Annotated in this window: 20 protein-coding genes and 4 pseudogenes; 9 read left to right on the plus strand and 15 right to left on the minus strand. The window is 63.7% G+C overall.

Translation table 11 applies throughout. The annotated features are described in order from the left end of the window. Positions 1–30 precede the first annotated feature (30 nt). From OKW29_RS08125 to OKW29_RS08150, 6 genes are all read left to right on the plus strand, one after another. Positions 31–1305 (plus strand): amidohydrolase family protein, encoded by a 1275-nt coding sequence (locus OKW29_RS08125; RefSeq protein ID WP_429290618.1) that lies wholly within the window; start codon positions 31–33, stop codon positions 1303–1305. Continuing rightward, the gene (locus OKW29_RS08130) at positions 1302–2489 is read left to right on the plus strand and encodes an ABC transporter ATP-binding protein (protein ID WP_429290619.1); all 1188 of its coding nucleotides are present in this window, start codon (positions 1302–1304) and stop codon (positions 2487–2489) included. The genes OKW29_RS08125 and OKW29_RS08130 overlap by 4 nt, the downstream gene beginning before the upstream one ends. 86 nt (positions 2490–2575) lie before the next feature. Then, a complete protein-coding gene (locus OKW29_RS08135; RefSeq protein WP_429290620.1) occupies positions 2576–3634 on the plus strand; it encodes an ABC transporter substrate-binding protein in 1059 nt (352 codons plus the stop codon). Between the two features lie 3 nt (positions 3635–3637). Next, positions 3638–4492 carry an ABC transporter permease gene (locus tag OKW29_RS08140; protein WP_429290621.1) on the plus strand — a complete coding sequence of 285 codons (855 nt, stop codon included), beginning with the start codon at positions 3638–3640 and terminating at the stop codon, positions 4490–4492. After that, positions 4485–5333, plus strand: a complete 849-nt coding sequence (locus OKW29_RS08145) for an ABC transporter permease (RefSeq protein WP_429290622.1) — start codon at positions 4485–4487, stop codon at positions 5331–5333. The genes OKW29_RS08140 and OKW29_RS08145 overlap by 8 nt, the downstream gene beginning before the upstream one ends. 39 nt (positions 5334–5372) lie before the next feature. Continuing rightward, positions 5373–6872 (plus strand): amidohydrolase family protein, encoded by a 1500-nt coding sequence (locus OKW29_RS08150; RefSeq protein WP_429290623.1) that lies wholly within the window; start codon positions 5373–5375, stop codon positions 6870–6872. A gap of 418 nt (positions 6873–7290) precedes the next feature. Here the strand turns inward: OKW29_RS08150 and OKW29_RS08155 are convergent. After that, a pseudogene (locus tag OKW29_RS08155) lies at positions 7291–7521 on the minus strand (IS110 family transposase); the annotation flags it as partial. A 40-nt stretch (positions 7522–7561) separates the two neighbouring features. Between OKW29_RS08155 and OKW29_RS08160 the strand changes: the two are divergent. From OKW29_RS08160 to OKW29_RS08170, 3 genes and pseudogenes are all read left to right on the plus strand, one after another. After that, positions 7562–8080 (plus strand): annotated as a pseudogene (locus tag OKW29_RS08160) (IS6 family transposase); the annotation flags it as partial. A gap of 79 nt (positions 8081–8159) precedes the next feature. Next, positions 8160–9311, plus strand: a complete 1152-nt coding sequence (locus OKW29_RS08165) for an IS110 family transposase (RefSeq protein WP_429290624.1) — start codon at positions 8160–8162, stop codon at positions 9309–9311. 447 nt (positions 9312–9758) lie between these two features. Next, a pseudogene (locus OKW29_RS08170) lies at positions 9759–9986 on the plus strand (IS6 family transposase); the annotation flags it as partial. Positions 9987–10472: 486 nt separating this feature from the next. Here OKW29_RS08170 and OKW29_RS08175 read toward each other — a convergent pair. The 14 genes and pseudogenes from OKW29_RS08175 to OKW29_RS08240 form a co-directional block, all read right to left on the minus strand. Next, positions 10473–11489 carry an IS110 family transposase gene (locus OKW29_RS08175; RefSeq protein WP_429290625.1) on the minus strand — a complete coding sequence of 339 codons (1017 nt, stop codon included), beginning with the start codon at positions 11487–11489 and terminating at the stop codon, positions 10473–10475. 112 nt (positions 11490–11601) lie between these two features. Then, positions 11602–12717, minus strand: coding sequence for a porin (locus tag OKW29_RS08180; protein ID WP_429290764.1), 1116 nt, complete (start codon positions 12715–12717; stop codon positions 11602–11604). Between the two features lie 458 nt (positions 12718–13175). Further along, positions 13176–14186: an SMP-30/gluconolactonase/LRE family protein gene (locus OKW29_RS08185; protein WP_429290626.1), complete on the minus strand. Its 1011-nt coding sequence runs from the start codon at positions 14184–14186 to the stop codon at positions 13176–13178. 179 nt (positions 14187–14365) lie between these two features. Beyond that, the gene (locus tag OKW29_RS08190; RefSeq protein WP_429290627.1) at positions 14366–14860 is read right to left on the minus strand and encodes a YbhB/YbcL family Raf kinase inhibitor-like protein; all 495 of its coding nucleotides are present in this window, start codon (positions 14858–14860) and stop codon (positions 14366–14368) included. Between the two features lie 173 nt (positions 14861–15033). Next, complete coding sequence (locus tag OKW29_RS08195; protein WP_429290628.1) at positions 15034–15843, minus strand: SDR family NAD(P)-dependent oxidoreductase; 810 nt, start codon at positions 15841–15843, stop codon at positions 15034–15036. 140 nt (positions 15844–15983) lie between these two features. Then, on the minus strand, positions 15984–17144 hold the full coding sequence (locus tag OKW29_RS08200; protein WP_429290629.1) for an acyl-CoA dehydrogenase family protein: 1161 nt from the start codon (positions 17142–17144) through the stop codon (positions 15984–15986). Then, positions 17141–18949, minus strand: a complete 1809-nt coding sequence (locus OKW29_RS08205) for an acyclic terpene utilization AtuA family protein (RefSeq protein WP_429290630.1) — start codon at positions 18947–18949, stop codon at positions 17141–17143. The genes OKW29_RS08200 and OKW29_RS08205 overlap by 4 nt, the downstream gene beginning before the upstream one ends. After that, positions 18934–19698: an enoyl-CoA hydratase-related protein gene (locus tag OKW29_RS08210; RefSeq protein WP_429290631.1), complete on the minus strand. Its 765-nt coding sequence runs from the start codon at positions 19696–19698 to the stop codon at positions 18934–18936. The genes OKW29_RS08205 and OKW29_RS08210 overlap by 16 nt, the downstream gene beginning before the upstream one ends. Then, entirely contained in the window at positions 19695–20942 is a 1248-nt protein-coding gene (locus OKW29_RS08215) for a CaiB/BaiF CoA transferase family protein (protein WP_429290632.1), read from the minus strand. The genes OKW29_RS08210 and OKW29_RS08215 overlap by 4 nt, the downstream gene beginning before the upstream one ends. A 23-nt stretch (positions 20943–20965) precedes the next feature. Next, a complete protein-coding gene (locus OKW29_RS08220) occupies positions 20966–21514 on the minus strand; it encodes a 2,4'-dihydroxyacetophenone dioxygenase family protein (protein WP_429290633.1) in 549 nt (182 codons plus the stop codon). Further along, the gene (locus tag OKW29_RS08225) at positions 21511–22281 is read right to left on the minus strand and encodes a cupin domain-containing protein (RefSeq protein WP_429290634.1); all 771 of its coding nucleotides are present in this window, start codon (positions 22279–22281) and stop codon (positions 21511–21513) included. Before OKW29_RS08225 ends, OKW29_RS08220 begins: the two co-directional genes overlap by 4 nt. After that, the gene (locus OKW29_RS08230) at positions 22278–22544 is read right to left on the minus strand and encodes a hypothetical protein (protein WP_429290635.1); all 267 of its coding nucleotides are present in this window, start codon (positions 22542–22544) and stop codon (positions 22278–22280) included. The genes OKW29_RS08225 and OKW29_RS08230 overlap by 4 nt, the downstream gene beginning before the upstream one ends. 98 nt (positions 22545–22642) lie before the next feature. Continuing rightward, complete coding sequence (locus OKW29_RS08235) at positions 22643–23455, minus strand: GntR family transcriptional regulator (protein ID WP_429290636.1); 813 nt, start codon at positions 23453–23455, stop codon at positions 22643–22645. Positions 23456–24372: 917 nt separating this feature from the next. Further along, positions 24373–24815: pseudogene (locus tag OKW29_RS08240) on the minus strand (SET domain-containing protein). Positions 24816–24888: the final 73 nt, after the last annotated feature.

Consider the following 24888-nt stretch of genomic DNA (forward strand, 5'->3'; position numbering starts at 1 on the left):
GTCGTGACGATGGACCCGGCTCAACCGCTGTTGCACGACGCGGCCATCGGCATTCGCGGCAATCGGCTCGCCTTTGTCAGCCGCGCGCAGGATCTGCCAGTGCGCACACGCACGCGGACCACGCGCCGGCTTGCCGGACGCGTCATCGTGCCCGGCTACGTGAACGTCCATACCCACGCCATTCTGACAATGGTGCGCGGCGTCGCCGAAGACCTGGGCTTCGCGCCCGCCTACACGCCGGGGATTCCCCACGGCCATGACGTGCGCCCAGACGAAGCTATCGCGCTGGCGCGTCTTGGTGCGCTCGAAGCGATGCTGTTCGGCTCGACGCTGATCAACGACAGCTACGTCCACGCCGATCTGACCATGGATGCCATGGCCGACCTCGGCCTGCGGGTGTATTCATGCGGCCGCCTGCACGACGTCGATTTCTCCGGCGTCGCGGACGGACGCTGGGAATACCATGCCGCGACCGGCGAGCGCACGCTCAACGAAGCACTGGCGCTGGCCGGGCGCTGGCATCGCAAGCGCAACGGACGCACGGGCGTCCAACTCGCCGTTCATGCGCCCGACACCTGCTCCGACGACTTTCTGCGTCTGATCGCCGAGGCGGCACGTACGCATGAGCTCGGCGTGACGACTCACCTTGCGCAAAGCCGCACCGAAGTCAACGTGGTGAAGAAGCGTTCGGGCAAGAGCCCCGCGCAGTTGCTAGACGAGGTCGGGCTGCTCGATCAAAGGCTCGTGGCAGCGCACTGTCTGTATCTGGACGACGACGACATCGCACGCGTCGGACGGGCCGGCATCACGGTGGCGCACATCCCCAAGGGCAACGCGACGGGCGGCACGATGGCGCCCACGCCGCGTCTGCGCGCCGCCGGCGCGCGCATTGCATTGGGCACCGACAACATGCACGCGGATATGACCGAGGTCATGCGCTGGGCGCTGGCCATCGCGCGCATCCAGTTGGGCGAAGTCACCGCGGACTGGCAACCCGCCGATGCGCTCACCATGGCGACGCACAACGGCGCGCACGCCATGGGGCTTGGCGACGAACTCGGCTGCCTCAAGACAGGCTGGCTCGCCGACCTCGCCATATTCGATTTCCAGCGCGCCCATCTGACTCCGCACCCCAATCCGTTGGGCACGCTGGTGCACACGGGACTTGGGCGCGATGTCGAGATGGTCATCGTGGACGGGGAGATCGTGGTGGACGGCGGCGCCCCCACCCGTTGCGATGCCGATGCCGTCATCGCGGCTGGAAAGCACGCCGCCACGCAACTATGGAAAAGGGCCAGCGCATGAGCACCCCGCACACTGTCGTTTCACAGTCGAAGCACGCCGCAGCGGGCGCCCACCTTGCAGCTTCGCAAGCACGCACCTTGCAAACCGGTGCCGCCGTGCAGATGCGCGGCATCCGGCATCGTTTCGCGGCCGTGCCGGTGATCGAAGACGTCACGCTTGAAATTGCCGCAGGCGAACTGGTTGCGTTGCTCGGCCCATCGGGCTGCGGCAAGAGCACCCTGTTGCGCATCCTTGCCGGTCTGCAGGTTCAGTCCGAGGGCGAAGTGCATATCGGCGGGCAACGCGTGGACGGCCTCGCGCCACGCCAGCGCGGCGTGGGCATCGTCTTCCAGAACTACGCGCTGTTTCCGCACATGACGGTCGCCGCCAACGTCGCCTACGGTCTCGAAGCCAACGGCGTCGCGCGTCGGGATGCTGCTCAGAAGGCCATGCAGATGCTGGAGATGGTGCGCATGGAGGCATTTGCGAAACGCTATCCGCGCGAGTTGTCGGGCGGTCAACAGCAACGCGTCGCACTGGCCCGCACGCTTGCCGTCGAGCCGCGCATCCTGCTGCTCGACGAGCCGTTTGCGGCGCTGGACAAGAACCTGCGGCTCGATATGCAGATCGAAATCCGCCGTCTGCAGCGCGAACTGAACATCACGACCGTGATGGTGACGCACGATCAGGAGGAGGCCATGAGCATGGCCGACCGGGTCGCGGTGCTCAATCGCGGGCGGCTCGAACAATACGACCCGGCGGTCGCGATCTACGATCAGCCCGCAACCCCCTTCGTCGCCACCTTCGTCGGCACGGCGAATCTGCTGCCGGTCACCTTGCGCGTGCACGGCAACCAGTGCCTGGCGACCTTCGACGATGGCACGGTGCTGACCGTTGCCCAGCCCGGCCCGTGGCGCGACGCCGGCGCGGCGCTGCTGGCGGTTCGCCCCGAGCAATGGGCGTGGCAGTTGACGCAGCCCGGCGGCAGCGCGCGTCAGCTGCTGGCTACAGTGCAATTGGCGATGCCTATCGGTCCCACATTGGTGGTCGATCTGCAGACCGATGCCGGACAGACCGTGAAGATTTCCGTGCCACGCGCAGAGGGTGCCGACTTGCGCCCGGGCATGCGCGTCGCGCTCGATTTCAAGCCGGGTGCGCGAGTGCGCACGTTCAAGGCGGCGCAACCCAATACCGCAGGTGTTTAGCGCATGGTCACGATCGTCCTGGTCCAACGTGCCGCCCGCCTCGTTATCGCCGATTCATCCTGTTTAACTATCCATCCAGAGGTTCTATGTCGCTGATCGATCACCAACGTCGCAAGCTCCTGCAACTGATGGGAGCGGCGGGGGCTGTCGGCCTGTCGCTCGGCAGCCCGCTTGCCATGGCTGCGTCCCAATCCCTCGCCGCCACCACGTTTCCCGGTGCGTGGGAAGAGTCGCAACGCAAGATCCTGTTGCCCGCGTTTCGCAAGGCTGCGGGCGTGAGCGCCGTGCTCACCGCATCGCAAGCGGTCGATACGCTGACCAAGCTGGTGGCCGCGCGCAACAACCCGCCGTTCGACGTGGTCATGATGGACGAGGGTCCCTACCTGCAGGGCATCGCGCAGGGCGTGTTCGAACCCATTCCGGCAGCCCGGGTGCCGAACCTGGCGGATCTGCCCGCGCGCTTCGTCGACCCGAAGGGCCTGGGCGTCTATGTGTCCGCGCAGGTCTATGGCATCGCGTACAACACGGAGCGCGTGAAGACCGCGCCCAAATCCTGGAATGATCTGCTCAAGCCGGAATTCAAGGGCCGCGTCGGCCTGGTGAGTCTCGACTCCACCTTGGGCACGGTATGGATGGTGGCGCTCGCCAAGATGCTGGGCGGCGACGAGGATCATATGGACCCGGCCTTCGATTACATCAAGCGGCTGATGCCGAACGTCGGCGCGGTCGCCGCCAATCCGGGCGCACTCGGCACGCTGTTCCAGCAAGGTCAGGTGGATATTGCCTGCCACTACCTCAACAATGTGGAATCGCTGAAAGCCAAGGGCGTGCCGGTGGCGCTCGCGCGCCCTGAAAGCAACTGGGGCATGGTGCGCAGCACGATGAATATCGTGAAGAACACCCAGGCGGCGGATCTCGCCGCGGCGTATATCAACACCGCGTTGAGCGTCGAAGTGCAGCAGCAGATGACGAGCGCGCCCTACTACGTCGCGCCGACCAACACGAAGGTGCCGTTTGGCGCGGCGCTCGCCGCTGTCGCTCATAACGCCAATGACATGACGTCGTTCGTGCAGGTCGACTGGGCACGCATCAATCCGCGCCGCGCTGAATATATCGACCGGTTCAACCGTCTAGTCAAGGCCTGACGCATGATGAACGCGAATCACCGGATGCCGCGCGACTGGCTGCTCGTGCTGCCACTGGGCCTGTTCTTCATCGCGTTTGTGGGCGTGCCGCTGTTGCTCGTCGCGCTGATCAGCCTGCACAACGACACCGCGATGACGCATTTCGGCTTTCGGCAATACATGCTCTTCTTTGGCGACTGCTATAACCGCGGCATCCTCTGGCAAACACTCTGGCTTGGGGTCGCGACCACGCTGGTGACGATCGTGCTCGGCTATCCGGTCGCGCATCTGTACGTGGTGAGCCCGCCGCGCTGGCGGCGTGTGCTGATCGTGCTGATCCTGCTGCCGCTTCTGACCAGTTCAGTGGTGCGCACGTTTGCGTGGGTCGTCATTCTCGGCAATGAAGGGCTGGTCAACGCGCTGCTGGCGGCGCTCGGGCATACGGGCCGACCGGTCAAGCTCCTTTACACGCCGCTGGCGGTGATCCTCTCGCTTGCGCAGATCGAATTGCCGTTGATGGTGTTGCCGCTCGTCACCACGCTCACTTCGCTCGACACGCGCTTGCCCGAGGCGTCGCATGCGCTGGGCGCCAGCAACTGGCGCACCTGGTGGAAGATCACCGTGCCGCTCGCGATGCCGGGTCTGCTCAGCGGAACCTTGCTGGTGTTTACCGGCGCGGTCAGTGCGTTCGTGGTTCAAACCCTGGTGGGCGGCGGCCAGCTGATGTACATGCCGTTCTACATCTACGAACAGGCCATCCAGACGCAGAACTATCCGTTTGCGGCGACGCTTGCCGTGATTCTGCTGGTGAGCGTGCTGCTCGTGGTGATCTTGCTCAACTATTTCGGCCGCAAGACCAGAGGGTTTGTCCATGGCTAATTCCACGCTTGCCGCGCCGGGCGTCATGCCGGCGCGCCGCACCCAGCCGGGTCGCCTGTCTTTCAATGCAGCGATGGGCCTGATGGGCGGCATCGGGCTGTTGATGCTGATCGGGCCCACGCTGATCGTACTGGTGACGTCGCTCACGTCGGGCTACTCGTTGAAGTTTCCGCCGCCGGGACTGTCATTGCGCTGGTATCAGGCGCTGATCTTCGATTCGCCGGAGATCAGCGACGACATGCTGTTGAGCCTGAAGCTCGCTGCCGCCGCGACCGCCTGCGCGACCGTGCTGGCGGTCGCCGCCGCGGTGACGCTCGCGCGTCGCCGCACGTTCTCTGCGCGACTGCTCGACTCGTTTTTCATGGCGCCGCTGACCATTCCGTCGCTGGCACTGGGGTTGGGTATCCTGATCCTGTTCAACCTCGAAAGCGCGGGGCTCTCGTTCTACAGCCTGCTCGCCGGACATATCGTGCTGTGCGCACCGTACGTGCTTTACACGACGTCGGCCAGTTATGCGCAGCTCGATCCCGCGCTGCTCGACAGCTCGACATGCCTCGGCGCGGGCGGCTGGTTCACGTTCCGCCGCGTCGTACTGCCGGCGTTGGTGCCAGGCATTGCGTCGGGGGCGTTCATTGCGTTCATGAATTCGTTCGATAACGTCGCGCTGTCGCTGTTCCTGTCGGACGCGCGATCTGAAGTATTGCCCATCCACCTGTGGCATATCATCGAGGACAGCCTCGACGTGCGGGCGGCCGCGGCCTCGGGTGTGCTGATTATCGCCACCATGATTTCCATGCTGTTGATGGAGCGGCTCGCCGGCTTGTCGCGGCAGTTTCGCTAGCCGCCGCAGTCAACCCCCTCCTTCGATCAGTCAGAAACCGTGCGCAAGATACTCTCCAACGTCAGGGCACTACACGGCACCGAACAGCGTTATGAGCCGCGACGCGTCGACGTCGTGATCGAAGGCGAACGCATCGCCGCTATCGTGCCGGGCGGCAGCGCGACCGACGGCGAATGCCTACCGCTCAACGACTGCCTGCTGGCGCCGGGGCTCATCAACGGCCATCAACATTCGCACGAGCATTTTCACAAGGGACGGCTCGAAAACCTGCCGCTCGAGTTGTGGATGCACTACGTGCGCGCGCCGCGGCCCGTGAAGCTGACGCCGCGCCAGGTCTATTTGCGAACGTTGATTGGCGCGCTCGAATCGCTGCGCAGCGGCGCAACCACGCTCGTCGACGACGTGAGCCTCGGTCAGGCCATTGACCCCGCCGCCGTCGACGCCATCTTCCAGGCATACGAGGACGCGGGGATTCGCGCGCTCGTGGGGTTCTCGATGACGGATCGAGCGATCGTCGATAACTTCCCGGAGGTCGACAGCATTTTCCCGCCCGCGCTGCTTGCGCAACTACGTGCGCAGCCGCGGCCCTCTCCCGATGCGTTCTTCGCGCTGCTGGAAAGCGAGTTGGCGCATCGCCATCCCCAGCATGATCGGGTGGGCATGCTGATCGCCCCTTCCGCACCGCAGCGCTGCACGCCAGAATTTCTCGCGCGTTGCCGCGCGTTCGCCGACATGCACGCGCTGCCGGTCATCATCCACGTTCAGGAAACGCGGCTGCAGGTGGTGACGGCACAAGCGTTCTATAGAAAGCCCATGGTGATGCGCCTTGCCGAATTGGGATTTTTGCGGCCGGGCACCTCGCTGATCCACGCGGTCTGGCTGTCGGAGGCCGAGATCGACTGCCTGGCGCAGTCTGGCGCCAGCGTTCAGCACAACCCATGGAGCAACCTGATGCTCGGCTCCGGCGTGCAACCGGTACGGGCGCTGCTCGATGCGGGCGTCAACGTGAGTCTCGGCTCAGACGGCTGCGCGTCGACCGTCACCTGCAATATGCTCAACGTGCTCGGTAGCGCCGCGGCCGTGTCGAAGATACGCGGCGACGATTATTCGCGCTGGCTGTCGGCCGCCGAAGCGCTACATGCCGGGACGATCGGTGGCGCGACAGCGCTTGGACTGGGCGGGCAGCTGGGTGCGATCGCGCCGGGTTATCGCGCCGACCTGGTCGCCTACCGGACCGACACCATTGCCTTCACTCCCTTGACCGATCCGGTGCGGCAACTCGTATATGCCGAGCGCGGCGCCGCCATCGACAGCGTGTTTGTCGCGGGCGAGGCAGTCATACGGCAAGGCCGGCTCGTGCGCGTCGATGAAGCCGCGCTAATGCGGGAAATTAGTGCGACCTACGAGGCGCTCAGCGCGGAGTTTGACCTCGCCGATGAATCAGTCGCACCACTGCGAGCGGAAATGGAGAAGGTCTACGCACGAGCCCAGACGCTATACGCCGACTGGCAGACCTACGCGGCAAAGCTGCCTGGTTGACGGAATGGCCAACGGTGGCGTAGCTATGCGCTCGGATCCCTGGAGACAAGTCACGAATCACCGGTGCGAGATGATCGCCGGTTCAGCATAAACTCGCCGCTTGAAATCGCCAGTCATCACGCTGTCCATACACCATGCATGGACGCCCCCGGCATGCCAAGCTCTCATTTGTAACGGATTGAAGGCAACGATTGCAGTCATGCATCCGGACTTCAATGGCCGGCGTAGGCCGGCGGTCCCTGATGGAATGTGCTGGTCGGTCTCTCAACAGTCTTGCGTGCCAAGAAGCACAGTGGTGTAGCCAGAGTTTCCCGACCACGGTCTTACCTGTCTCGCCATCACGTCATGATCGCCTGAGCAATCGGTGGTTTGCGTCTTGCTCCAGTCAGTTGCTTGTGTCAGTGTTTGCCCGACCTGATTACGCGACCGCAATCGCGGGCGTGTAATCAGGTCGGAACTCTCGCCCGTGGGCGAGCAGCGCCCATATGATCCGCGCGTTCTTGTTCGCGAGCGCGACAGCGGCGACGTTCGCGTTTCGTCGCTGCAGCAATTCATGTAACCAGCCATCCTTTTGCTGCTTACGCACTGCAGATTGCATCACGGAACGCGCGCCGTGGATAAGCAGCGTTCGTAGATACGTGTCACCGCGGGGTTGTCACGTTCGCGCGCTGGTCAGCTAGGATGACGTGATGAAGAAGACGAAATCGCTCTACCATGGCCATCGATTCCCGGCGTCAGTCATCAGCCACGCGGTTCGGTGGTATTTCCGCTTTCAACTCAGCCATCGCGACATCGAGGAGCTACTGTTCGAGCGCGGCGTGGTTGTCAGCCATGAATCGATCCGGCGGTGGACGGACAAGTTCCGCGCCAGTTTTGCGCATCAGGTCAGGACTGCCCGTCGCAAGCCGGGCAGCACATGGCATCTCGACGAAATGTTCGTGACGCTGCGCGGCGAGCCCTGGCTGCTGTGGCGTGCAGTCGATGAGCACGGCATTGAACTCGACATCCTGCTTCAGAAGCGCCGCGACAAGGCCGCTGCCAAACGCTTCTTCAAACGGGTGTTGGCGGCCTGTCCTGCGGCGCCGAAGAAAATCGTCACCGACCAGTTGCGCAGCTACCCGGCCGCGAAAACAGAGATCCCTGAGCTGGCGAATGTGAAGCACGTGTTCGTCAAGGCCTGCGCGCGCGTGAACAACCGCGCTGAAAACAGATCCTATGACGCATCCAGGTTGTCGACTGGCTAACGCCTAAAATCGGCGTACCGAGGTTTGCTCACGGGAGAGCATCATGCGTACAGATCAGGGATACACGCGTACTGAGGAACCGGCGCTGGCGGTGTCGCTCGAACTCGCCGCGGCGAAGTGGAAGGTAGCGTTGCACGACGGGCAGCGGGAGCAGCCGGCGGTGTACACCGTAGCGCAACCGCAAGCCCCCGCGCGCCTACAGGCCGTGCTGGAAGTGATCGAACAACAGAAGCTGAAGTGGTCGCTGCCCGCGGGCGTGCACCTTGTCGTGAGTTATGAAGCCGGCCAGGACGCGTTCTGGATCTATCGGGCGCTACGGGCACGCGGTATCGAGTGTCATGTGGTCGATCCAGCGAGCATTCCGGTCGAGCGCCACAAGCGGCGTGCCAAGACTGACCGGCTTGATGCAATCAGGCTGGTGATCAGCCTGCGCGCGTGGCTGCGCGGCGAGCGCGACCGCATGCACGTGGTGCACGTGCCGTCACCGCAGGACGAAGCGTCCCGCCATCTGATGCGCGACCGAGGGGAACTGCAGAAGGAGGTGCTACAGCATCGTGACCGGATGCGCAAACTGCTTGTCACGCTCGGCTGCTGGGATGAGGTTGACCACAAGGCCTTCGCCGCCCGCCTCGCCCGTGACCAGGTGCGGTGTCACGACGGTGCGCCACTGCCGCGCGAGCTGCGGGAGCGGCTGCTGCGCGAGTGCGAACGGCTGGCGCTGGCCGTGCAGCAACTCGCGGCACTCGAGAAAACGCAACACGCTGGCCTGCCCGCACCCGCACGCGAAAGGATCGATCTTCTGACGCAGCTAAATGGCATTGGCCCGGTGGGTGGCTCGCGTCTGGCGCTCGAGCTGTTCTGGCGGGACTTCCATAACCGGCGCGAAGTTGGGGCCTGCGTAGGGCTGGTTCCACAACCCTACGACAGTGGCGAGAGCCAGGTGGACCAGGGGATCAGCAGGCAGGGCAACCGTCGCGTGCGCGCACTGCTGATTGAGATGGCGTGGTGCTGGATCCGTTACCAGCCCGGTAGTGCACTGACGCAGTGGTTCAACCAGCGCACGCAAGGCACGGGACCGAATCGCCGCGTGCGGCGCATTGCGATCGTCGCAGTAGCACGACGCCTCGCGATCGCGCTGTGGCGCTACTTGCAGGACGGCGTGATACCCGAAGGCGCACAACTGAAGTCAGTCTGAGTCCGAAAGGTATCGCGACAACGCAATCAAGGGAGGAACGATACCTGTCGATAGAGAGTTTGCAGTGAACATGCCCGTGTTGATGGCGGGTTGCTAACGCGACCGATTAAACAGATGGGGCATGCTCCCGGAACAGGTTCCGGCGTAACGCGCATAAAGGATGAGGCTGGCCATACGCCAGCGGATAGAAGTTGGTGAGACGTTGCTGTCTTACGCGCGCGATAAGCGGCTTCAGGCTAACGACGTTGACCGGACTGTAGCCAATGGTTGACGTTGAGGGCGGTGGGAATCCGCCCGACTATGCCGCGAAAATGCGGCTTGTATGGCGGCGAGCGCCATCACCCGCGCTTGCCGCCATACGCCAGCATGTCACCACTTTGCAGCAAGGAGAAAGAGACTTGACCTATCCTTTGTAAGCCAGTTCGCAAATGGCCTTGACAACTTTCTGCTCATAGAAGCCATCAACCCACGCGTGAACGCGAGCGCCGGATGCGAGGGTTTCGCTTGCCCGAACGCACGCAGTCATTCCTGTCGTGCTTCGGTCCGATCCGCCAGCACTTCGCGCTCAAGCGTCATCTGCTGAGTGCCTCGCTCTATCGCAAACAGCTCGCCGCGCGATTTGAAGCGTGGCGTCTCTTCACCGGCATTGCCCAAGCCCCGTCCACCGTCTTCTGAGACACGACTGTCCTTGCCGATATCTCGTCATCGAGTCAGCAACGTGACACCCATTAGCCGGCCCAAGTCAAGGCACGAATTCATCCATCGCCAGATTGCAGTGCCGACGGAAATATCATCGACACTGCAATCTGGCGATGCTTTTCCGTTGTCTGTCGTGCTGTCTACGAAGCCTGATCACATCCGTTTTCTCTCAGCTGGTTGCGAACCGGGTCGCACCAGACACCCATCGGGATCAAGCATGCCGCAGGTCTGCAGCCGCCCTGGCGACTATTGCCGCCCCAGAGAAACGTTGGTGCCAGGCGACGTCCAATGGCTTGCATCGCAGAGCCGTGGCTGTCACTTTCGCGACGCCAGTCAGTTATGGCTCATCGCCCGGGCGATCCGGTTTTTCGCAAACAGTGGGGCCGGCGCAGGAGCACGTCCAATCAGTAGCCCTGGCTGCAGGCCAGTCACGTTACTGGCTCGCCTCCATACGTCGACCCGTCAGGCAAAACATCGCTTCACGTCAAACGGCTGGTGCTCACGCAACATGTGATAGCACGCGCGCGCCAGCTTGTGCGCCAGCGCCTTGATTGCGAGGATTCCATTCCTTGCGCGCTTCTTGCGCTCATAAAAACGCCTGGCCTGCGGGCAGTAGCGAATAGCATAGTTCGCCGCCTCGACAAACGCCCAGGCGAGGTACTTGTTTCCATTCTTCGTGTTGCCTTCCCCTTTCTTGCGGTTGTTGCTTTCCCGTCGGCTATCCACACAGCGACAATACGAGCTGAAGTTGCCAACGTCGGCAAAGCGCGTGATGGTCCCCGTCTCTAGCATGATCGTTGTCGCCAGTACGGGGCCGACACCGGGTATCGACTTCAGCAGCGCATAATCCGGGCGCAGTTGTACACGCTCCATGAGTCGCTTCTGCAAGATGATGATTTCCTCCTGCAGCGTGCGCATCACCGCCAGACTGGCTTTCATGGCGAGCGTCACATCAGGCGCAAAACCGAGCGCGGTTACCTGCTCGTCGCTCAGATGCTTGATCACTTCTCCGGTCATCCGCTGACCTGTCTGTCGGGAAAGCAGGTTTTCGATTGAGAGTATCTGTGCGGTCCGGCAGCGCACCAGTTGCATTCGTTTGCGCGAGAGGTCCCGCACTGGCCGCTCTTCTGCTGGATAAATGTAGCCTTCTGGCAATAGCCTCAGACGCAGGAGTTGCGCAAGATGGGCTGCATCGGTGAAGTCGCCGCTGTATTTCAGACCCTCGTACTGCCTGATTGCCGCCGGGTTCGCCAGATGGACCTGATAGCCATCCCCCATCAACTCGTCCACCAGCCAGTACCAGTTGAACGTCGCTTCGATGACCACCCCGACCAGTTCGGCGCGGTACGGTGCCAGAGCGGCCCGAATCTGGATCGGATCGTTGGGTAATCGCCGCTGGTAGAGGACCCGGTCAACCTCATCACAGATCACCACCACACTGTTGTTCGAGTGCAAGTCGATTCCGCCAAACTTGTCCATGCTGACCTCCCGTGCATCAAGTCGGTTTGGACCTTGACTTTACGCTGGCCGTCGCTGCTGGACCGAAAGCAGGCCGGCTATATGATTATCAGCGCCCTTAACAGTATTGCGGCTAGAACCGGTGCGTCACGCCCATCAGCACCAGCGTCTGCGACGCGTTGGGTTCGGTCACGGTGATGCCGGGCCAGCTCGTCGTCGCACTTCCATTGTTCTTCATGTAGCCCGCACGCATGTACACGGACGTGCGCTTTGAAAGGCTATGGTCCGCGCCCACTTGTATTCCGGGCGTGTTGTCGTGTGAACCACGCACATCACGTTCAATTACGGCGATCTGGATGGCATCCTGCGACGTCGCCTGAATCGTCGCCCCCACTTGAACGATGCTGACCGAATGGACCGTACCAAGACGGGCCGCGAGTGAACCCGCCGCGGCGTCTTTGGGTTGCACGTACAGATAGGCGAACTGCAGGTTCACGATACCGAACTGGTAAGCAAGTGCCCCCGTGTAGTGAGCCGTTCCAACGAGATCCAGGCGGCCAGGAAGTCCGGGAAAGCTCAACTGTCCAGCATGCTGATACTGGTATCCGAAACCAGCAAACAGGCCATAGTTAGAATAGGTTGCCGATACATCGAGAAAATTCCCCGACGTTGACGGCAAAGGCTGCGTGACCGTAGCGGAGAACGCGTACATCGCGTTGAACGTGAAACCGCCCAGATTCGGCGATTGATAGTTGATCGAATTGCTGGTGCGTCCGGTGGCGTACTGCGTCGACGAGGTGTTTCGGTCAATTGCGAGGACGGCCGCGGCGAGCGGCGAAATCACTTCGTTGATGCGAAAGGGGTCGACGGGATAGACGACCTTGAAGCTCGGTTGATACTGACGACCGAAGGTCAGCGAACCGAAGTCGGCGTGACTCAACCCGACCCACGCCTGACGATAGAAGAGCGCATTGCTGTCCGCGAAGAACGTCCCGTTGTTCACGTTGAAGCCGCTCTCGAGGACGAATTCGGCCGTCAACCCGCGGCCGAGGTCCTCACTTCCCTTGAACCCCAAAAGGGACGCTGTGGAGCCGCCACTTCTTTCGGAAAACGAATGAGCTCCACCGTTGTTCAGATACTGACCAAAAACGTCGACCACCCCATACAACGTCACACTCGATTGCGCTACTGCATGGCCTGCGGCAAGAACCAACGTTGCACCGCAAATTCCCCGACTGATCGCACGCATGCTGTCTCCTATCGGCGCTTGCTTCATCAATATCTCCTCGCCCGCAGTGGTCGTCCTAGCCACCAGGCATCTTCATGTCGATTACAAGTTCGATGTGCCGAAATATTTAGTACTACATATCTGTAAAATCGCCATCGCACGCCAGCGCTTTATGGCCCGCATCGACCCGACGATGGAATCCGTACCTGGCGGCCCATCTCCATGCAAGCAATCTGGTTAGTCCAATTCACACCTGCGCTTCATGTGCCCGAATGACGAGGAACTCGCGCGCGCGTACCGCAGTTCGAGGGCGAGGCTGGGATCGTACCCACCCTGGGACGTGCCGAGAAGTCGCGCGGCCTCAGAGCGAAGAGCGACTTCTGGGATCGATCGAGAATCTGCGCTAAAAGGACCGGGCATCGTATGGGGCGGGCCCAGTCCCCGTGTGGGCATGGACTTTCGAGCGCATCCGGTCACTTCTAATAGATGCCCGGTATACGCTTCTTGATTTTCGAGATCGTGTGGACCTTCACCTGCTGAGCCCACGGTCCATCGATTGTCCGTTCGGACTGCGAAACGACTGCGCCAAAATCGAGCGAAAGGTTGGTGACAAGAACCTCATCCCCGCGGAATACGAGGCTATTCGACCAGAGAAAGCCTATGGGTGCCCCCTCGCGATCGATTCCGCCGAAATCGCCGAGCTTTGCAATCACTCGCCCCTGCGTCGGTTCGAGTACGAGAATCTCGTTGGACTGATTGCACGCGGTCCAGATGTTATCGTGCTCGTCAATGATCAGGCCGTCAGGTCCGCCGCCGACGCGATTGACGAAGACCTCAGGCGTGCCAGGTTCAAGCGTCGCCCCGGTCACCGGTATCTTGACAATCGTGTCGTTCGCTGTGTTGGCGACGAACAATGCTGTCCGCTCGTTGTTGAACGCCAGACCATTCGCGCCGATGCGCGGTGCTGGCCTTGCCGGACTGAGCAGTGGGCTTTTGACCCACGCCAATGCTTCGCCGCCGCCTGGTCCGGTTTTCCAGATGATGCCCTCGTGAGAGTCGGTCACGTACACGTTGCCGGCAGCGTCGAACGTCATCCCGTCGAGGCCGGGATGATTACCCGTGACCGTCATGAAAACGGATGCGGCACCCGTGTTGGGATCGACGACCCAGACCTTCGCGGCCTGGTAATCGACCACAAGCAACTTGCCGGTCTGCGGATTGAAACCAAGATCAAGCAATAGCCTGCTTGTGCCTTTGACTTGAACAGTCCGAGGGTGCTTGCCATGCGGGTCGAACACAATGAGCGTTCCCTCACTCGTCTCAGGTTTGTTCGCCGCCACTGTGGCGACGTAGACGTTCCCCTGACGGTCGATGGTGATCCCCTCGGGATGCGCCTCACCCGGCGGCAACGTGGCAAAGCGCTCGACCTGGCCGCGCTCCCAGGCGTTGGTGGTGAGCGGCGTCGCCAACAACGCCAGCAGTATCAGCATCGCTATGTTCGTTCTCATCTTGCAGTCTCCAAAGTTGGGGGGTAGCTGTAATGCGTCGGATTATTCAATCGTGTCTGCCCCGATTGAATCCACCAGCGCTCCCACCACCGGCACCAGGAACGCCGCACGCCCGCGCCGGGCCTGGCGAGCGGTTCAAACAGTGATAGCAAGGCGCACCCTCAGCGGTTGTAGAGGCCGGTCAGGGTGGCCATGGCGAGCGTGTTCTGGTAAATCATGAAGCGCACCACCGCGTTGGGCGCGTTGGCCGGCAGCTCCAGCTTGGGCACACCCAGCGCGTGCACGGTGAAGATATAGCGGTGCGTGGGCAACCACTTGGGCGGGCAGGGACCGCCGTAGCCGATGGCGCCGTAGTCGTTGGTGGCCTGAGTGCCGCTGGCGCCCAGGTCAGTGGCGTCGGCGGAGCCTGCGCCTGCGGCGAGCTGGGCGACGGACGAATCGATATCGAACAGGATCCAGTGCCAGAAGCCGCTGCCGGTCGGTGCGTCCGGGTCGTACAGCGTCAACGCGAAGCTCCTGGTGCCTGCCGGCGCGCCGTGCCATTGCAGCGCGGGCGAACGGTTCTGGCCGGTCCCGTCGAAGCCATCGAACTCATGCACCAGCTGCAGCCGTTCCTGATCCTTGAATTCAGGCGATATCACTGTGAAGATGCTCACGCCATTTCCTTTGATTTACTTGATTTGAGAACCAGGAAAGCTGCATCGCCCGGATGCGCCCCAGAACCGATGCACCCTCATGGCGCCGCTTCCTCCAGCTGCGCCACGGCATCCCCTCACACGACACCTTCGGCCGCGGACGATTATTCAATCGTGTCTACCCATTGATTCCGTCATGCGGACAGGTCCGCGATAACCCGGGCATAGGCGGCGCCCATTTCCGTCACTGTCGGATTGCGGCGCAGCGTCAGGCCGCCATTGACCTGCAGGTTCTGTCCCGTCATGAAGCACGCGTCGCTTGACAACCAGAGAGCCGCCTCGGCGACGTCGTCCACAGTGCCAATACGTCCGAGCGGATAGCCGGCCTCGAAGGCTCGCACTATTTCGGGGATGTTCAGGGCGTCACCCGACATCGGCGTGCGAGTGATGCCAGGAGAGATCGAATTGGCGCGGATTCCGAGATGGCCAAAGTCGTTGGCGACACAGCGCACGACGTGGTCGGTGCCAGCCTTGGTGCCCATATAGGCGGCGTGGTTCTCAAGCATGATCGTCGCGGTCGCCGACGAAATCATGATGATCGAGCCCCCCGGCGTCGGATTTTGCCTCATCGCTTTCACGAGCGCCTGCATGAACTGAAAGGGCCCCTTGAACTGGAGATCCATCATCGCCTGCAGTTCTTCCTCACTCGTGTCTTCGAACGGCCGGAGAAGTCCCCAGCCCGTGGCGTTGATGCCGACATCGACGTGGCCGTAGCGCTCGTGCGCGAAGGCGACGAGGGCATCGACGTCTTCCTTGCGCGTGAAATCGCAAAGCCGGCTGGCGCCTCCGATTTCGCTTGCCAGGTGATCCAACGGCTCCGCGCGTCGTCCAGCCACAATCACGCTGGCGCCTTCGCCGGCGAAGCGTCGGGCAATGCACTGCCCCATGTTGTCTTGGCCGGCGGCGCCGACGACGATTACGACCTTACCCTCAAACCTCTTCATGAAACTGTCCTCCCGCAACGTTCATCCTCATTTCGCAGTCTCCAGGCTCGGGTTTATCGACCGTTGCTGATTGATCTGGTTGGTGTCGTCGGACGTGCCGTTGCCACGCCCTGGATGCGGTTTGTCTCGCGCTGCGCGGGTCAGTACGACTTCGGCAGCCCGAGCGCCTGCTCGGCGACGTAGCACAACGCGAGCTCCTGTGTCACCGGTGCGAGCAGCGACAGCACGCTTTCGCGCAGGCCGCGCTCGACGTGGTACTCCGTCGCGTAGCCGTAGCCGCCGTGCGTGCGCACCGCACGCAACGACGTCTCGAAACTGGCCTCCGCCGCCAGGTACTTGGCCGCCGTAGCCTCGACACCGCAGGGCTTGCCGGCGTCGTAGAGCGCCGCCGCCTTCCACATCAGCAGTTCGGCCGATTGCAGGCGCATCCAGCATTCCGCCAGCGGATGCTGGATCGCCTGGTTCTTGCCGATCGGCCGGCCGAACACGACGCGTTCCCTGGCGTAGTCGGTTGCCCGCGCCAGCGCTGTCTCAGCGGCGCCGAGCGCCGCAGCCGCGACGAGGATGCGCTCCGGATTCAGGCCGTGCAGCAGGTACCTGAAGCCCTGGCCTTCGTCGCCGATGCGATCCTCGACGGGGATCTCCAGCCCGTCGATGAACAGTTCGTTCGAGTCCACTGCCTTGCGCGCCATCTTGTCGATCTCGCTGATGCGGACATGCGAACGGTCGAGGTCGGTGTAGAACAGCGTGACGCCCTCCATCGGCCGCGCGCATGCCTCGATCGCCGTCGTGCGGGCCACCAGCAGGATCTTGTTGGCGTGCTGCGCGGTCGAGGTCCAGACCTTCTGGCCGTGGACGATGTAGTGGTCGCCCGCGCGGCGGGCGAAGGTTCTGACGCGTGTGGTGTCGGAACCGACGCTGGGCTCTGTCACGCCAAAGCAGGCGCGATCCGAACCGTCGATCAACGGCGGCAGCATGCGCCGCTTTTGCGCCTCGCTGCCGAACACGACCACCGGCTGCGGGCCGAACAGGTTCAGGTGTATCGACGACACCGCCGCCGAGCCCAGCTTGCCGATCGTGCGCATCACCATCGCAGCCGCGGAGATGCCGAGGCCGGCGCCGCCATGTTCCTTGGGCATGGTCACGCCGAACCACCCGCCGCAGGCAACGGCGTCGCAGAACTCGCTGGGCCAGCGTCCATCGCGGTCCCGCTCGAGCCAGTAATCGGCGCCGTAGTCGGCGCAGAGGGCCTCGACGGCGTCGCGGATCGCAAGCTGGTCATCGGAAAAATCGAAATTCACGCGGGAAACTCCTGCAACATGCCTGGGGGGACGTCGACTGGCATGTCGAGCAGCATCTGCGCCATGCCCTTGCCGAGCGGGTCGTTGCGCAGCGACGCCATGCCGCCGCCGCCCAGCGCGCACTCGCAGACGAGGTTAATGGCATGAATGCCGGGCAGCTCGTAACGGTGAACCGGCCCCTGCACCAGATGGCGGAGGTACTCCGCGACGCGTTCTGGCGTCACCTGGTCTTTCAGCACCGGCAGCAGGGCCGGATGCCGCGCGATGAGGCCGATGTTGGAGGTGTCGCCCTTGTCGCCGCTGCGTCCGAGCGCGATTCTCAAGAGCGGCACGGTCTGGCGTGGGCCCGCGGGCAGCGCACCTTCGATGGGCGCCAGCGGTCCGGGCGCGACCTGCGGTTGCGGTGGCGGCAACGTCACGGCGAATGTCGTCTCGCCGAGCGTGACCGTCGGCGTCATCTGCGCCTTCGGAATGAGCCAGGCGAACTGCCGCAGCACCGGCGACACCGAGGGACGGCCACCGGCACCGGTCGTACCGGGTGACCAGGATGTGCCGGGTGCGGCTAACTCGCGGCTGAACATCTCCAGTGCGCGCCGGTCGGCATGCGTCACCGTCAGGCGCAACACGACTTCGCGCGTCGGCAAGGGGCGCGCATGCGGCCCGTAGGCTGATTCCGTGCCGAGCAGCTCGATATGGGTGGCCAGGAAATCCGCGAACCCGCTCTCGTGCAGCAGCCGGCGGCCGCGCTCGAGCAGCGCCTCGCCCGTGCGCCTGGCCTTCGCTGCGGCGTCGATCCCGACGATGGTGAGCTGCCCGGACACCTTGAAGCCCGCCGGCGCGGTGGCGCTGACCTTGTAGGTGCCGGTTGGCGGGCGGCCGCGCGCGCCGGTCACGAGCACGCGATGCGGCCCGGCCTGCTCCATGCGCACCTGGCGGAAGTCGCAGGTCACGTCCGGCAGCAGATAGTTGGCCGGATCGCCTATCTCGTACAGCAGTTGCTCCCCGACGGTTGCGGGCGTGACGAGGCCGCCGGTGTCTGCGGGCTTGGTGACCACAAAGCTGCCGTCTTCGCGGCACTCGACGATCGGATAGCCGATGTTCGCCCAGTCCGGCACGCTGGCCCAGTCGGTGTGCAGGCCGCCTGTCGCCTGGCAGCCGCATTCGATGATGTGGCCGGCCAGGCTGCCGGCGGCGAGCCGGTGGAAGTCGTCGGCCGCCCAGCCGAACTCGTGCATCAGCACGCCGAGGGTGACCGCACTGTCGACGCAGCGGCCGGTGATGACGATGTCGGCGCCCGCGGCCAGGGCCCGCGCGACGGGCAGTGCGCCGAGATAGGCATTGGCCGTCACCAGGCGCTCCGGCATAGGCTCGCCGGCGGTCATTTCGACCGTGCCGGCCGCTCGCATCGCGGCGGCAAGCGGGAGCACGTCGTCGCCTTCGACGATCGCGACCCGCACCGGTACGCCGAGTTCGTCGGCCAGAGCCCGCACCGCCGCGGCGCAGCCCCTCGGATTCACGCCGCCGGCGTTGCTGACGATGCGGATGCCCTGCTCGACGGCCTGCTTCAGCACCGAGCGCAGCGCCACCGTGACGAAGTCGATGGCGTAGCCTTCCTCCGGCCGCTTCATGCGCGCGCCCGCGAGGATCGACATGGTGAGCTCGGCGAGATAGTCGAACACGAGGTAATCGATGGCGCCGCAGCGCACCAGCTGCAGCGGCCCGAGGCTGCTGTCGCCCCAGAAACCTGAGGCGCCACCTATGCGCACAACCTTGCCCGGCGTCGACGATGTCAGTTGCCCGTCCATTGCGGTTTCCTCTTTTCCTTGAATGCGGCCAGGCCCTCGCGCGCGTCCTGGGTCAGGGCCAGCAGGCCGATTTGCCCTTCGCCGAAGGCGATCGCCTCTTCGAAGGACATGGAGCGCATCGCCTTCATCGCATACATGCCGCGCCGCAGCGCGGTGGGCGAGTTGGCGAGCAGCCGCGACAGCAGGCGCTCGAGCGCAGCGTCGAGGTCGTCAGCCACCTCGTTCACCAGACCGATCTCGCGTGCCCGCGCCGCGTCGATGGGCTCGCCCGTCAGGCACAGCTGCGCCAGGCAGCGCAGCGGCAACTGGGCCTGCAGCACGGCGAGCACCTGCATCGGGAACACGCCCACCTTCACCTCGGGCAGGCCGAAGCTCGCGTGCCGGGCCGTGATGGCGAGATCGCACATCGCGAGCAGGCCCATGCCGCCGGCTATGCAGGCGCCGTTGACCCGCGCGACGAGCGGCACGTTCAGCGTGCGGGCCGTGCGCAGCAGGTCGGCATAGGCGCTGGTCGGCGTGGCGTAGTCGAACGCGAAGGCATCCCCGCCCAGGTCGGCGCCGGCGCAGAACGCCTCGTCGCCCGCACCGGTGAGCACCACCGCGCGAATCGTCTCGTCAGACCGGGCGCGATCCAGCGCTTTCTGCAAGGTGCCGATCACTTCCGCGTTGAGCGCATTCCGGCGCTCCGGACGGTCGATGGTGAGAATCAGCCGCCCGTCCTGCCGGCTGGCGTGCACGACCTCGGTCATGCTTCGACTCCGGTTGACTCGCTGCACGCCGCCACTTGCGTCACGCCCGCCTGCGCCATCTCGCGGATCTGCTGCGGCGAGTAGCCGGCCTCGGCCAGCACTTGCGTGCTGTGCTCACCCAGCAGCGGCGGCGGGCGCAGCGGCGGCAGCGGGGTTTGCGGCCATTCGCTCGGCACCGCCATGGTTCGCAGCACGCCCTCGGTGGGATGCTCGAATTGCTGGAAGAACCCGATGTCCTGCAGGTGCGGATCGTCCATCAGCGACTCGAAGGTGTGCACCGGCAACACCGGGATGCCGAGCGGCACCAGCAGCTCGCGCCATTGCTGCGTGGTCTGCGCTTTCAGCTTGTCGGCGAGGATCTCGTACAGCGCCTCGACATGCTGCGTGCGCGCTTCGCCGTCGGCAAACCGCGGGTCGCTGTTGAACCGCTCGGTCTCGCCGACCACGCGCATGAAGGCCTGCCACTGTTCGTCGGTGTAGACGACGAGGCACACCAGGCCGTCCTGCGTTGCGTACGGCCGCCGCTGCGGGTTGAGCAGCCGCGGATAGCCGAAGCCGCCGCGCGGCGGGATGAACGTGTGGCCGTACAGATGATCGCCCAGCATCATCTGCGCGGTGGTCTCGAACATCGGCACGTCCACCGCCTGCCCGCAACCCGTGCGCTCGCGCGCGAGCAGGGCCGCGCAGATCACGCCGAACGCGTACAGGCCCGTGGCCCGGTCCGAGAGGTTGAGCGGGGCATAGCGCGGCACGTCGGAACCGGCCCGCACGCTGGCCTCGGGGATCGCGACGGCCGCCTGGATCAGGTCGTCGAAGGCGCGCGAGTCCGCATAGCGGCCGCGCTGGCTGAAGCCGAAGGTGCCGACGTAGACGATGCGCGGGTTCACCAGCCGCAGCGCCTCGTAATCCAGCCCGAGGCGCTGCATCGCCTGCGGCCGCACGTTGTAGACCAGCGCGTCGGCAGTCTGCGCCAGCTTCAGCAGCGCTTCCTTGCCGGCAGGGCGCTTCAGGTCCAGCATGACGCTGCGCTTGTTGCGGTTCAGGTTGAGGAACAGCGGGCCGGCGCCCGAGCGCCCGCCGGGCCCGACGGCGCGCAGCATGTCGCCGCCGGGCGGCTCCACCTTGATCACGTCGGCCCCCAGGTCGGCCAGCATCTGCGTGGCCGAAGGTCCCATGACGACTTCGGTGATGTCGATGATGCGCAGGCCGGCCAGCGGCCCACCCTGGTTCGAGTCATTGCTCATTCTGTCCGTGCTCCTCTTTCCGGTCAGGAACCGGCTACGTCGGCGCCGTTGCCGCGGATGTAGGGCACCGGTCCGATGTCGCGCGCTGCCGCGAGGGCCTCGATCGCGTACCGGATCGAGACCGCGTCATTGAGCGAGTGGAACGTGCCGTCCTCGTTGAAGCTGACCTGCGCGCCTTCGATCCAGGCGATAGTGATGGTGTCCTCGGTGTTGTCCTCGGGGGTATAGAAGGTGTGCACCGAGCCGCCGGGCTCGTACAGGTAGGAGCCTGCCGTCTGCCGCTGCTCGGGGTACTCGCGATACGCCCAGCAGCCCTGGATCGTCCACACCTGCGCCGTACCGGTGTGGTAGTGAATCGGCAGTGAGCAACCGGGTTCCAGGATGGCCATGAAGACCCACTCGCCGCGCTCCAGGTCCAGGCGCAGCGGCTTGATGTGGATGCCCGGAAAGACATCCCTGATCAGCGGGATCTGCTCGATGTTGACGGTCAGAAGTTTGTCCTGGGGCAGGGCGGGCAGCGGCAGCGGGACGCCGGTGGACGTGGTGGGCTGCGCGAGAATTCTTGCGTTCATGCGTTGTCTCCGGTTGCTAGTGGATGTAAAGCAGTCGATGGAAGCCGCCCTTTGATAAGGAAGCCGGACGCAGGCTGCTCCAGCAAGCAGCGCAGGGAGGCAGCGGCCCCGCGCGGAAGAAACAGGAAGTCGCCCGGGGCGAGACCGAAGTCCTGCCCGTCGACACGTGCGTCGATCCGTCCGTCTTCGACGTAGAGAACCTGCTCGGCGTCAGGCTCCGAGGTGCAGACCGATGCGCTGCCGGCAGGCATGCGCAGCGCCGCAATGTCGACCCAGCGCGCGTCAGCGGTCTCGCGGTCGATGAGGGGAACCGTGCCGCTGGCGGCGTCGCCGGCGGCAAGCACGCGCACCTTGCCGTGAGCAGGCGCGGCGGCAGCGCCGTCGGGTTCCGTGATCGTGTGCGCCGGGTTCTCGCCATAAGGCGGCGTATAGACGACCAGCACACGCCCGGGCTGGTCGCTGGTCACGCGAAACGAATGGAACACGCCGGCCGGCACGTAGGCCCAGGTCCCGGGCTCCATCGCTTCCACGCTGCCCTCCGCCCCCGACTCGCCGGTTCCCTCGATCATGTAGGCGCATTGCTCCAGGTGGGGATGCGCGTGCGGCCGCGCGCCGTGCGATTTCACGATCGTGCCGACCAGCACTTCGAGCGCCGTCGCGCCGACAGTCTCGGGGCCGATCACGCGCACGTTAGAGGTGCCGGTATGGTTCGCCGGCGCGTAGGCGGCAAGATCGGCCGCCCTGACCACGGTAGGTACGGGCTTCATTCGGGCTGGCTCCATTCGGTCTTGACCGCCGGGGCGGCGGCCTGCGCCGCCATGAAGCCCGAGGCATTCGGATGGTTTTCCACGGTGACGGGCTGGCCCTTGCCGGCGGGCAGCGATTGGTCGAGCAGGCGCGCCCCGGCGTCCGTTCCGCTTCCGACCGGAAAGGGAATGATGATCTTGATGGGGTTGGCCGGATAAGGGGCCGCCGCCATCGCTTCCGGCGCAAGCACGGGGGCAGCCAGGAGGAAGAGAAGGTTCCGCATGCGCATCGAGCTCCAGTGAGGACTCAGCTTCGGAGAGTTAAACCTAAATGACTAATGTTAGTAGTTTAGGCGTGCGCAAAGTGACGTCAAGTACGGGCTTACCCGACAGCCCGCCGCTGGGGCTCGGTGATTCCGGGCACGGTTTTCAGGGCGGACGCGGGGAGGTCGATCTCGGAGACGTAGCGGTCGCCCCGATACCAGGTAACACCGGCGTAGAGCACGGTGCCTTTGCCGTCAACCAGGCGCCGCGACATCTTCGCGACGGGCGAGGCAAACGGGATCTTCAGCATGTCGCATAGAGGAAAATCCGCGGGTATCACGGTCACGCGTTGCCGCAAGCGTTTGCAGCGCGCGCCCAGTTCGTCGAGCACCGCGGCGAGCAGCTTCCGCTTCATGGCGATGTCCGTGGGCAGCGATTCGAAAACGGGCGTGGGCACATAGATTTCGGCGTAGCAGAACGGCTCGCCGGAATAGGTGTGCAGCTTGCGGACACAGACGTATTCGTCGGCCGACCGGCCATCCGGTCCGAGCAGTTCTTGTGGCACAAGGGTGCGGCGCCGGACTTCGAGTATCTCGAAGGCAAGCGCCTGCGGTGCGGCGAAGGGGTTGTTGATCACCTGTTCGAGGTCGCCCGTGACGGCGGGCAGCGCTGCAACGTGGGTCCCGACGCCCCGCTGGCTGCGGATCAGCCCTTCCTTGGAAAGCAGCTCGTATGCTTGCCGAACGGTGATGACGGCGACGCCCAGGTCGTCCGCGAGTTGCGTGATCGGCGGCAGCTGCGTGCCGAGCGGGTAATCGCCCTTCGCAATTCGGTGCCGCAGCAGGGACGCCAGCCGGTGATATCGCGCAACGCCGCGTTCGGCTGGCAGCTCCGGCTGCTCGGTCCCAAGGGGTCGCTCATCCGCCATCATATAAATCCTAATTAACCAACTTTCGAATTATATGTCAGCGATGGGCGTGCAGACGTTCGCGTTCCTGGCACACGCCAACAACTTCCCTTGCGGCTCATGCTGCAAACGACGCGATGCCGCTTGAGCAAGGCTGATGCACGTTGCTTGGATATTGGCTGCCACTGCCCATCGAAGCTCCCTACGCCGCCGTTGACAACACGTGAGGTGCTGCAATCACCTTGCTTACGTCTTGAGCTTCCGCAAAAAAACGCATCGCCAAACGACGCTATAAAGATAAGTTTGCTCTGGGGTGTCCATTTAACCGGAGTTAGCGATTTGCCTCTGCGGGCGGCTCAGGAAGGTCGCTCCAGGCTGGGCGGATATCCGCGTTGCCTCCGCCATCCTCCGGATGACCACAGGACGGACTGACGAAGCCCCAAGGCCATCGCAGCCATTCCAGTCCAGCAGCCTGCATCAGTCGGGAACCAAGCCTGAAACTCCCAAGGAGCCTAGGGTATTGGGTGCTGGCGTGGGACCTTCCATTGCCCTGTCTACGCTCAACTCCGGTTAAATGGACACCCCAGAGTTTGCTTATCTCAATGACTGTATCTCGACCGGTAAGTCGCCTTACGCAAATCAAGCCTCTGCAAGACCAGACTGATCCTTGAACCGTCCGCCGTCTTGCAAAGAAACTTTTCGACAAATCAGTGCACTGCGACATAGTCCAGGCCGTGCGATGGGAAGTGATATCTTTAATTCGGGGTGCAAATTGAACGTTTTTTTATTTCGTTCGGACTGGAAATAAAATCGGTCAACTCGCACTGTCAGATCCCGCTGGCACCGCAATTCCGGGTTGACAGAATTATTGCGTTCTACGGCTTCGTTGCGTGGCCGCTTTCCAGAACCCCGCTGTTTACTGACTACCTTCGACACCCTGTTCACGCCGCGTCCGCCAGCATCGAGCGACGACAACCCCATGCGGCACACCGGCACGCGTACTGGGCGCGAACCTCTCCATCGAGCGGATCGTCAGTCGCCAGCAGATATTCAATAGACAGTTCTTCGCCGACGTCGATCGGCCGCAGCGTGTGGATGAAGATGCGACTGCCGGCTTCGATGGTCTCGCAGTTGGGGGCACACGCATGGTTCAGCCATCGCGCGCTATTGCCGCCACGGCTGCCGTCAATCATGCGCCCATCGGACAGCCCGAAGAGGAACGTATGCGCAGCGACGCCTTCCCGCCGGTGACGACGCACGGCCTCGCGCCAGCGTGTAATTTCGCCCTTGTACTCGAGCACGCGCGCTCGCCTGCCGCGAGGGCGCGCATCGCGAAAACACCCCTACCATGAACTGAAGACTGCCGGACAATCACGCGCCGCATACCGTTTCCCTATTGATAGCCGCGCAAGTGTAAAGCGGCAAATTTCCGCATCCACTGCGATGTGATGTGTGAA

It is taken from the genome of Paraburkholderia sp. CI3 (assembly GCF_050436505.1).
In the GTDB taxonomy this organism is placed as follows: domain Bacteria; phylum Pseudomonadota; class Gammaproteobacteria; order Burkholderiales; family Burkholderiaceae; genus Paraburkholderia; species Paraburkholderia tuberum.

What these genes read in the sequence shown, in the direction of transcription:
- OKW29_RS08195 (WP_429290628.1), bottom strand. Translation starts at nt 15,843, where the DNA reads ATGAAGAGGTTTGAGGGTAAGGTCGTAATCGTCGTCGGCGCCGCCGGC.
- OKW29_RS08180 (WP_429290764.1), bottom strand. Translation starts at nt 12,717, where the DNA reads ATGCGTGCGATCAGTCGGGGAATTTGCGGTGCAACGTTGGTTCTTGCC.
- OKW29_RS08225 (WP_429290634.1), bottom strand. Translation starts at nt 22,281, where the DNA reads ATGAAGCCCGTACCTACCGTGGTCAGGGCGGCCGATCTTGCCGCCTAC.
- OKW29_RS08130 (WP_429290619.1), top strand. Translation starts at nt 1,302, where the DNA reads ATGAGCACCCCGCACACTGTCGTTTCACAGTCGAAGCACGCCGCAGCG.
- OKW29_RS08210 (WP_429290631.1), bottom strand. Translation starts at nt 19,698, where the DNA reads ATGACCGAGGTCGTGCACGCCAGCCGGCAGGACGGGCGGCTGATTCTC.
- OKW29_RS08145 (WP_429290622.1), top strand. Translation starts at nt 4,485, where the DNA reads ATGGCTAATTCCACGCTTGCCGCGCCGGGCGTCATGCCGGCGCGCCGC.
- OKW29_RS08135 (WP_429290620.1), top strand. Translation starts at nt 2,576, where the DNA reads ATGTCGCTGATCGATCACCAACGTCGCAAGCTCCTGCAACTGATGGGA.
- OKW29_RS08140 (WP_429290621.1), top strand. Translation starts at nt 3,638, where the DNA reads ATGATGAACGCGAATCACCGGATGCCGCGCGACTGGCTGCTCGTGCTG.
- OKW29_RS08175 (WP_429290625.1), bottom strand. Translation starts at nt 11,489, where the DNA reads ATGGACAAGTTTGGCGGAATCGACTTGCACTCGAACAACAGTGTGGTG.
- OKW29_RS08165 (WP_429290624.1), top strand. Translation starts at nt 8,160, where the DNA reads ATGCGTACAGATCAGGGATACACGCGTACTGAGGAACCGGCGCTGGCG.
- OKW29_RS08185 (WP_429290626.1), bottom strand. Translation starts at nt 14,186, where the DNA reads ATGCTGATACTGCTGGCGTTGTTGGCGACGCCGCTCACCACCAACGCC.
- OKW29_RS08205 (WP_429290630.1), bottom strand. Translation starts at nt 18,949, where the DNA reads ATGGACGGGCAACTGACATCGTCGACGCCGGGCAAGGTTGTGCGCATA.
- OKW29_RS08220 (WP_429290633.1), bottom strand. Translation starts at nt 21,514, where the DNA reads ATGAACGCAAGAATTCTCGCGCAGCCCACCACGTCCACCGGCGTCCCG.
- OKW29_RS08235 (WP_429290636.1), bottom strand. Translation starts at nt 23,455, where the DNA reads ATGATGGCGGATGAGCGACCCCTTGGGACCGAGCAGCCGGAGCTGCCA.
- OKW29_RS08230 (WP_429290635.1), bottom strand. Translation starts at nt 22,544, where the DNA reads ATGCGGAACCTTCTCTTCCTCCTGGCTGCCCCCGTGCTTGCGCCGGAA.
- OKW29_RS08215 (WP_429290632.1), bottom strand. Translation starts at nt 20,942, where the DNA reads ATGAGCAATGACTCGAACCAGGGTGGGCCGCTGGCCGGCCTGCGCATC.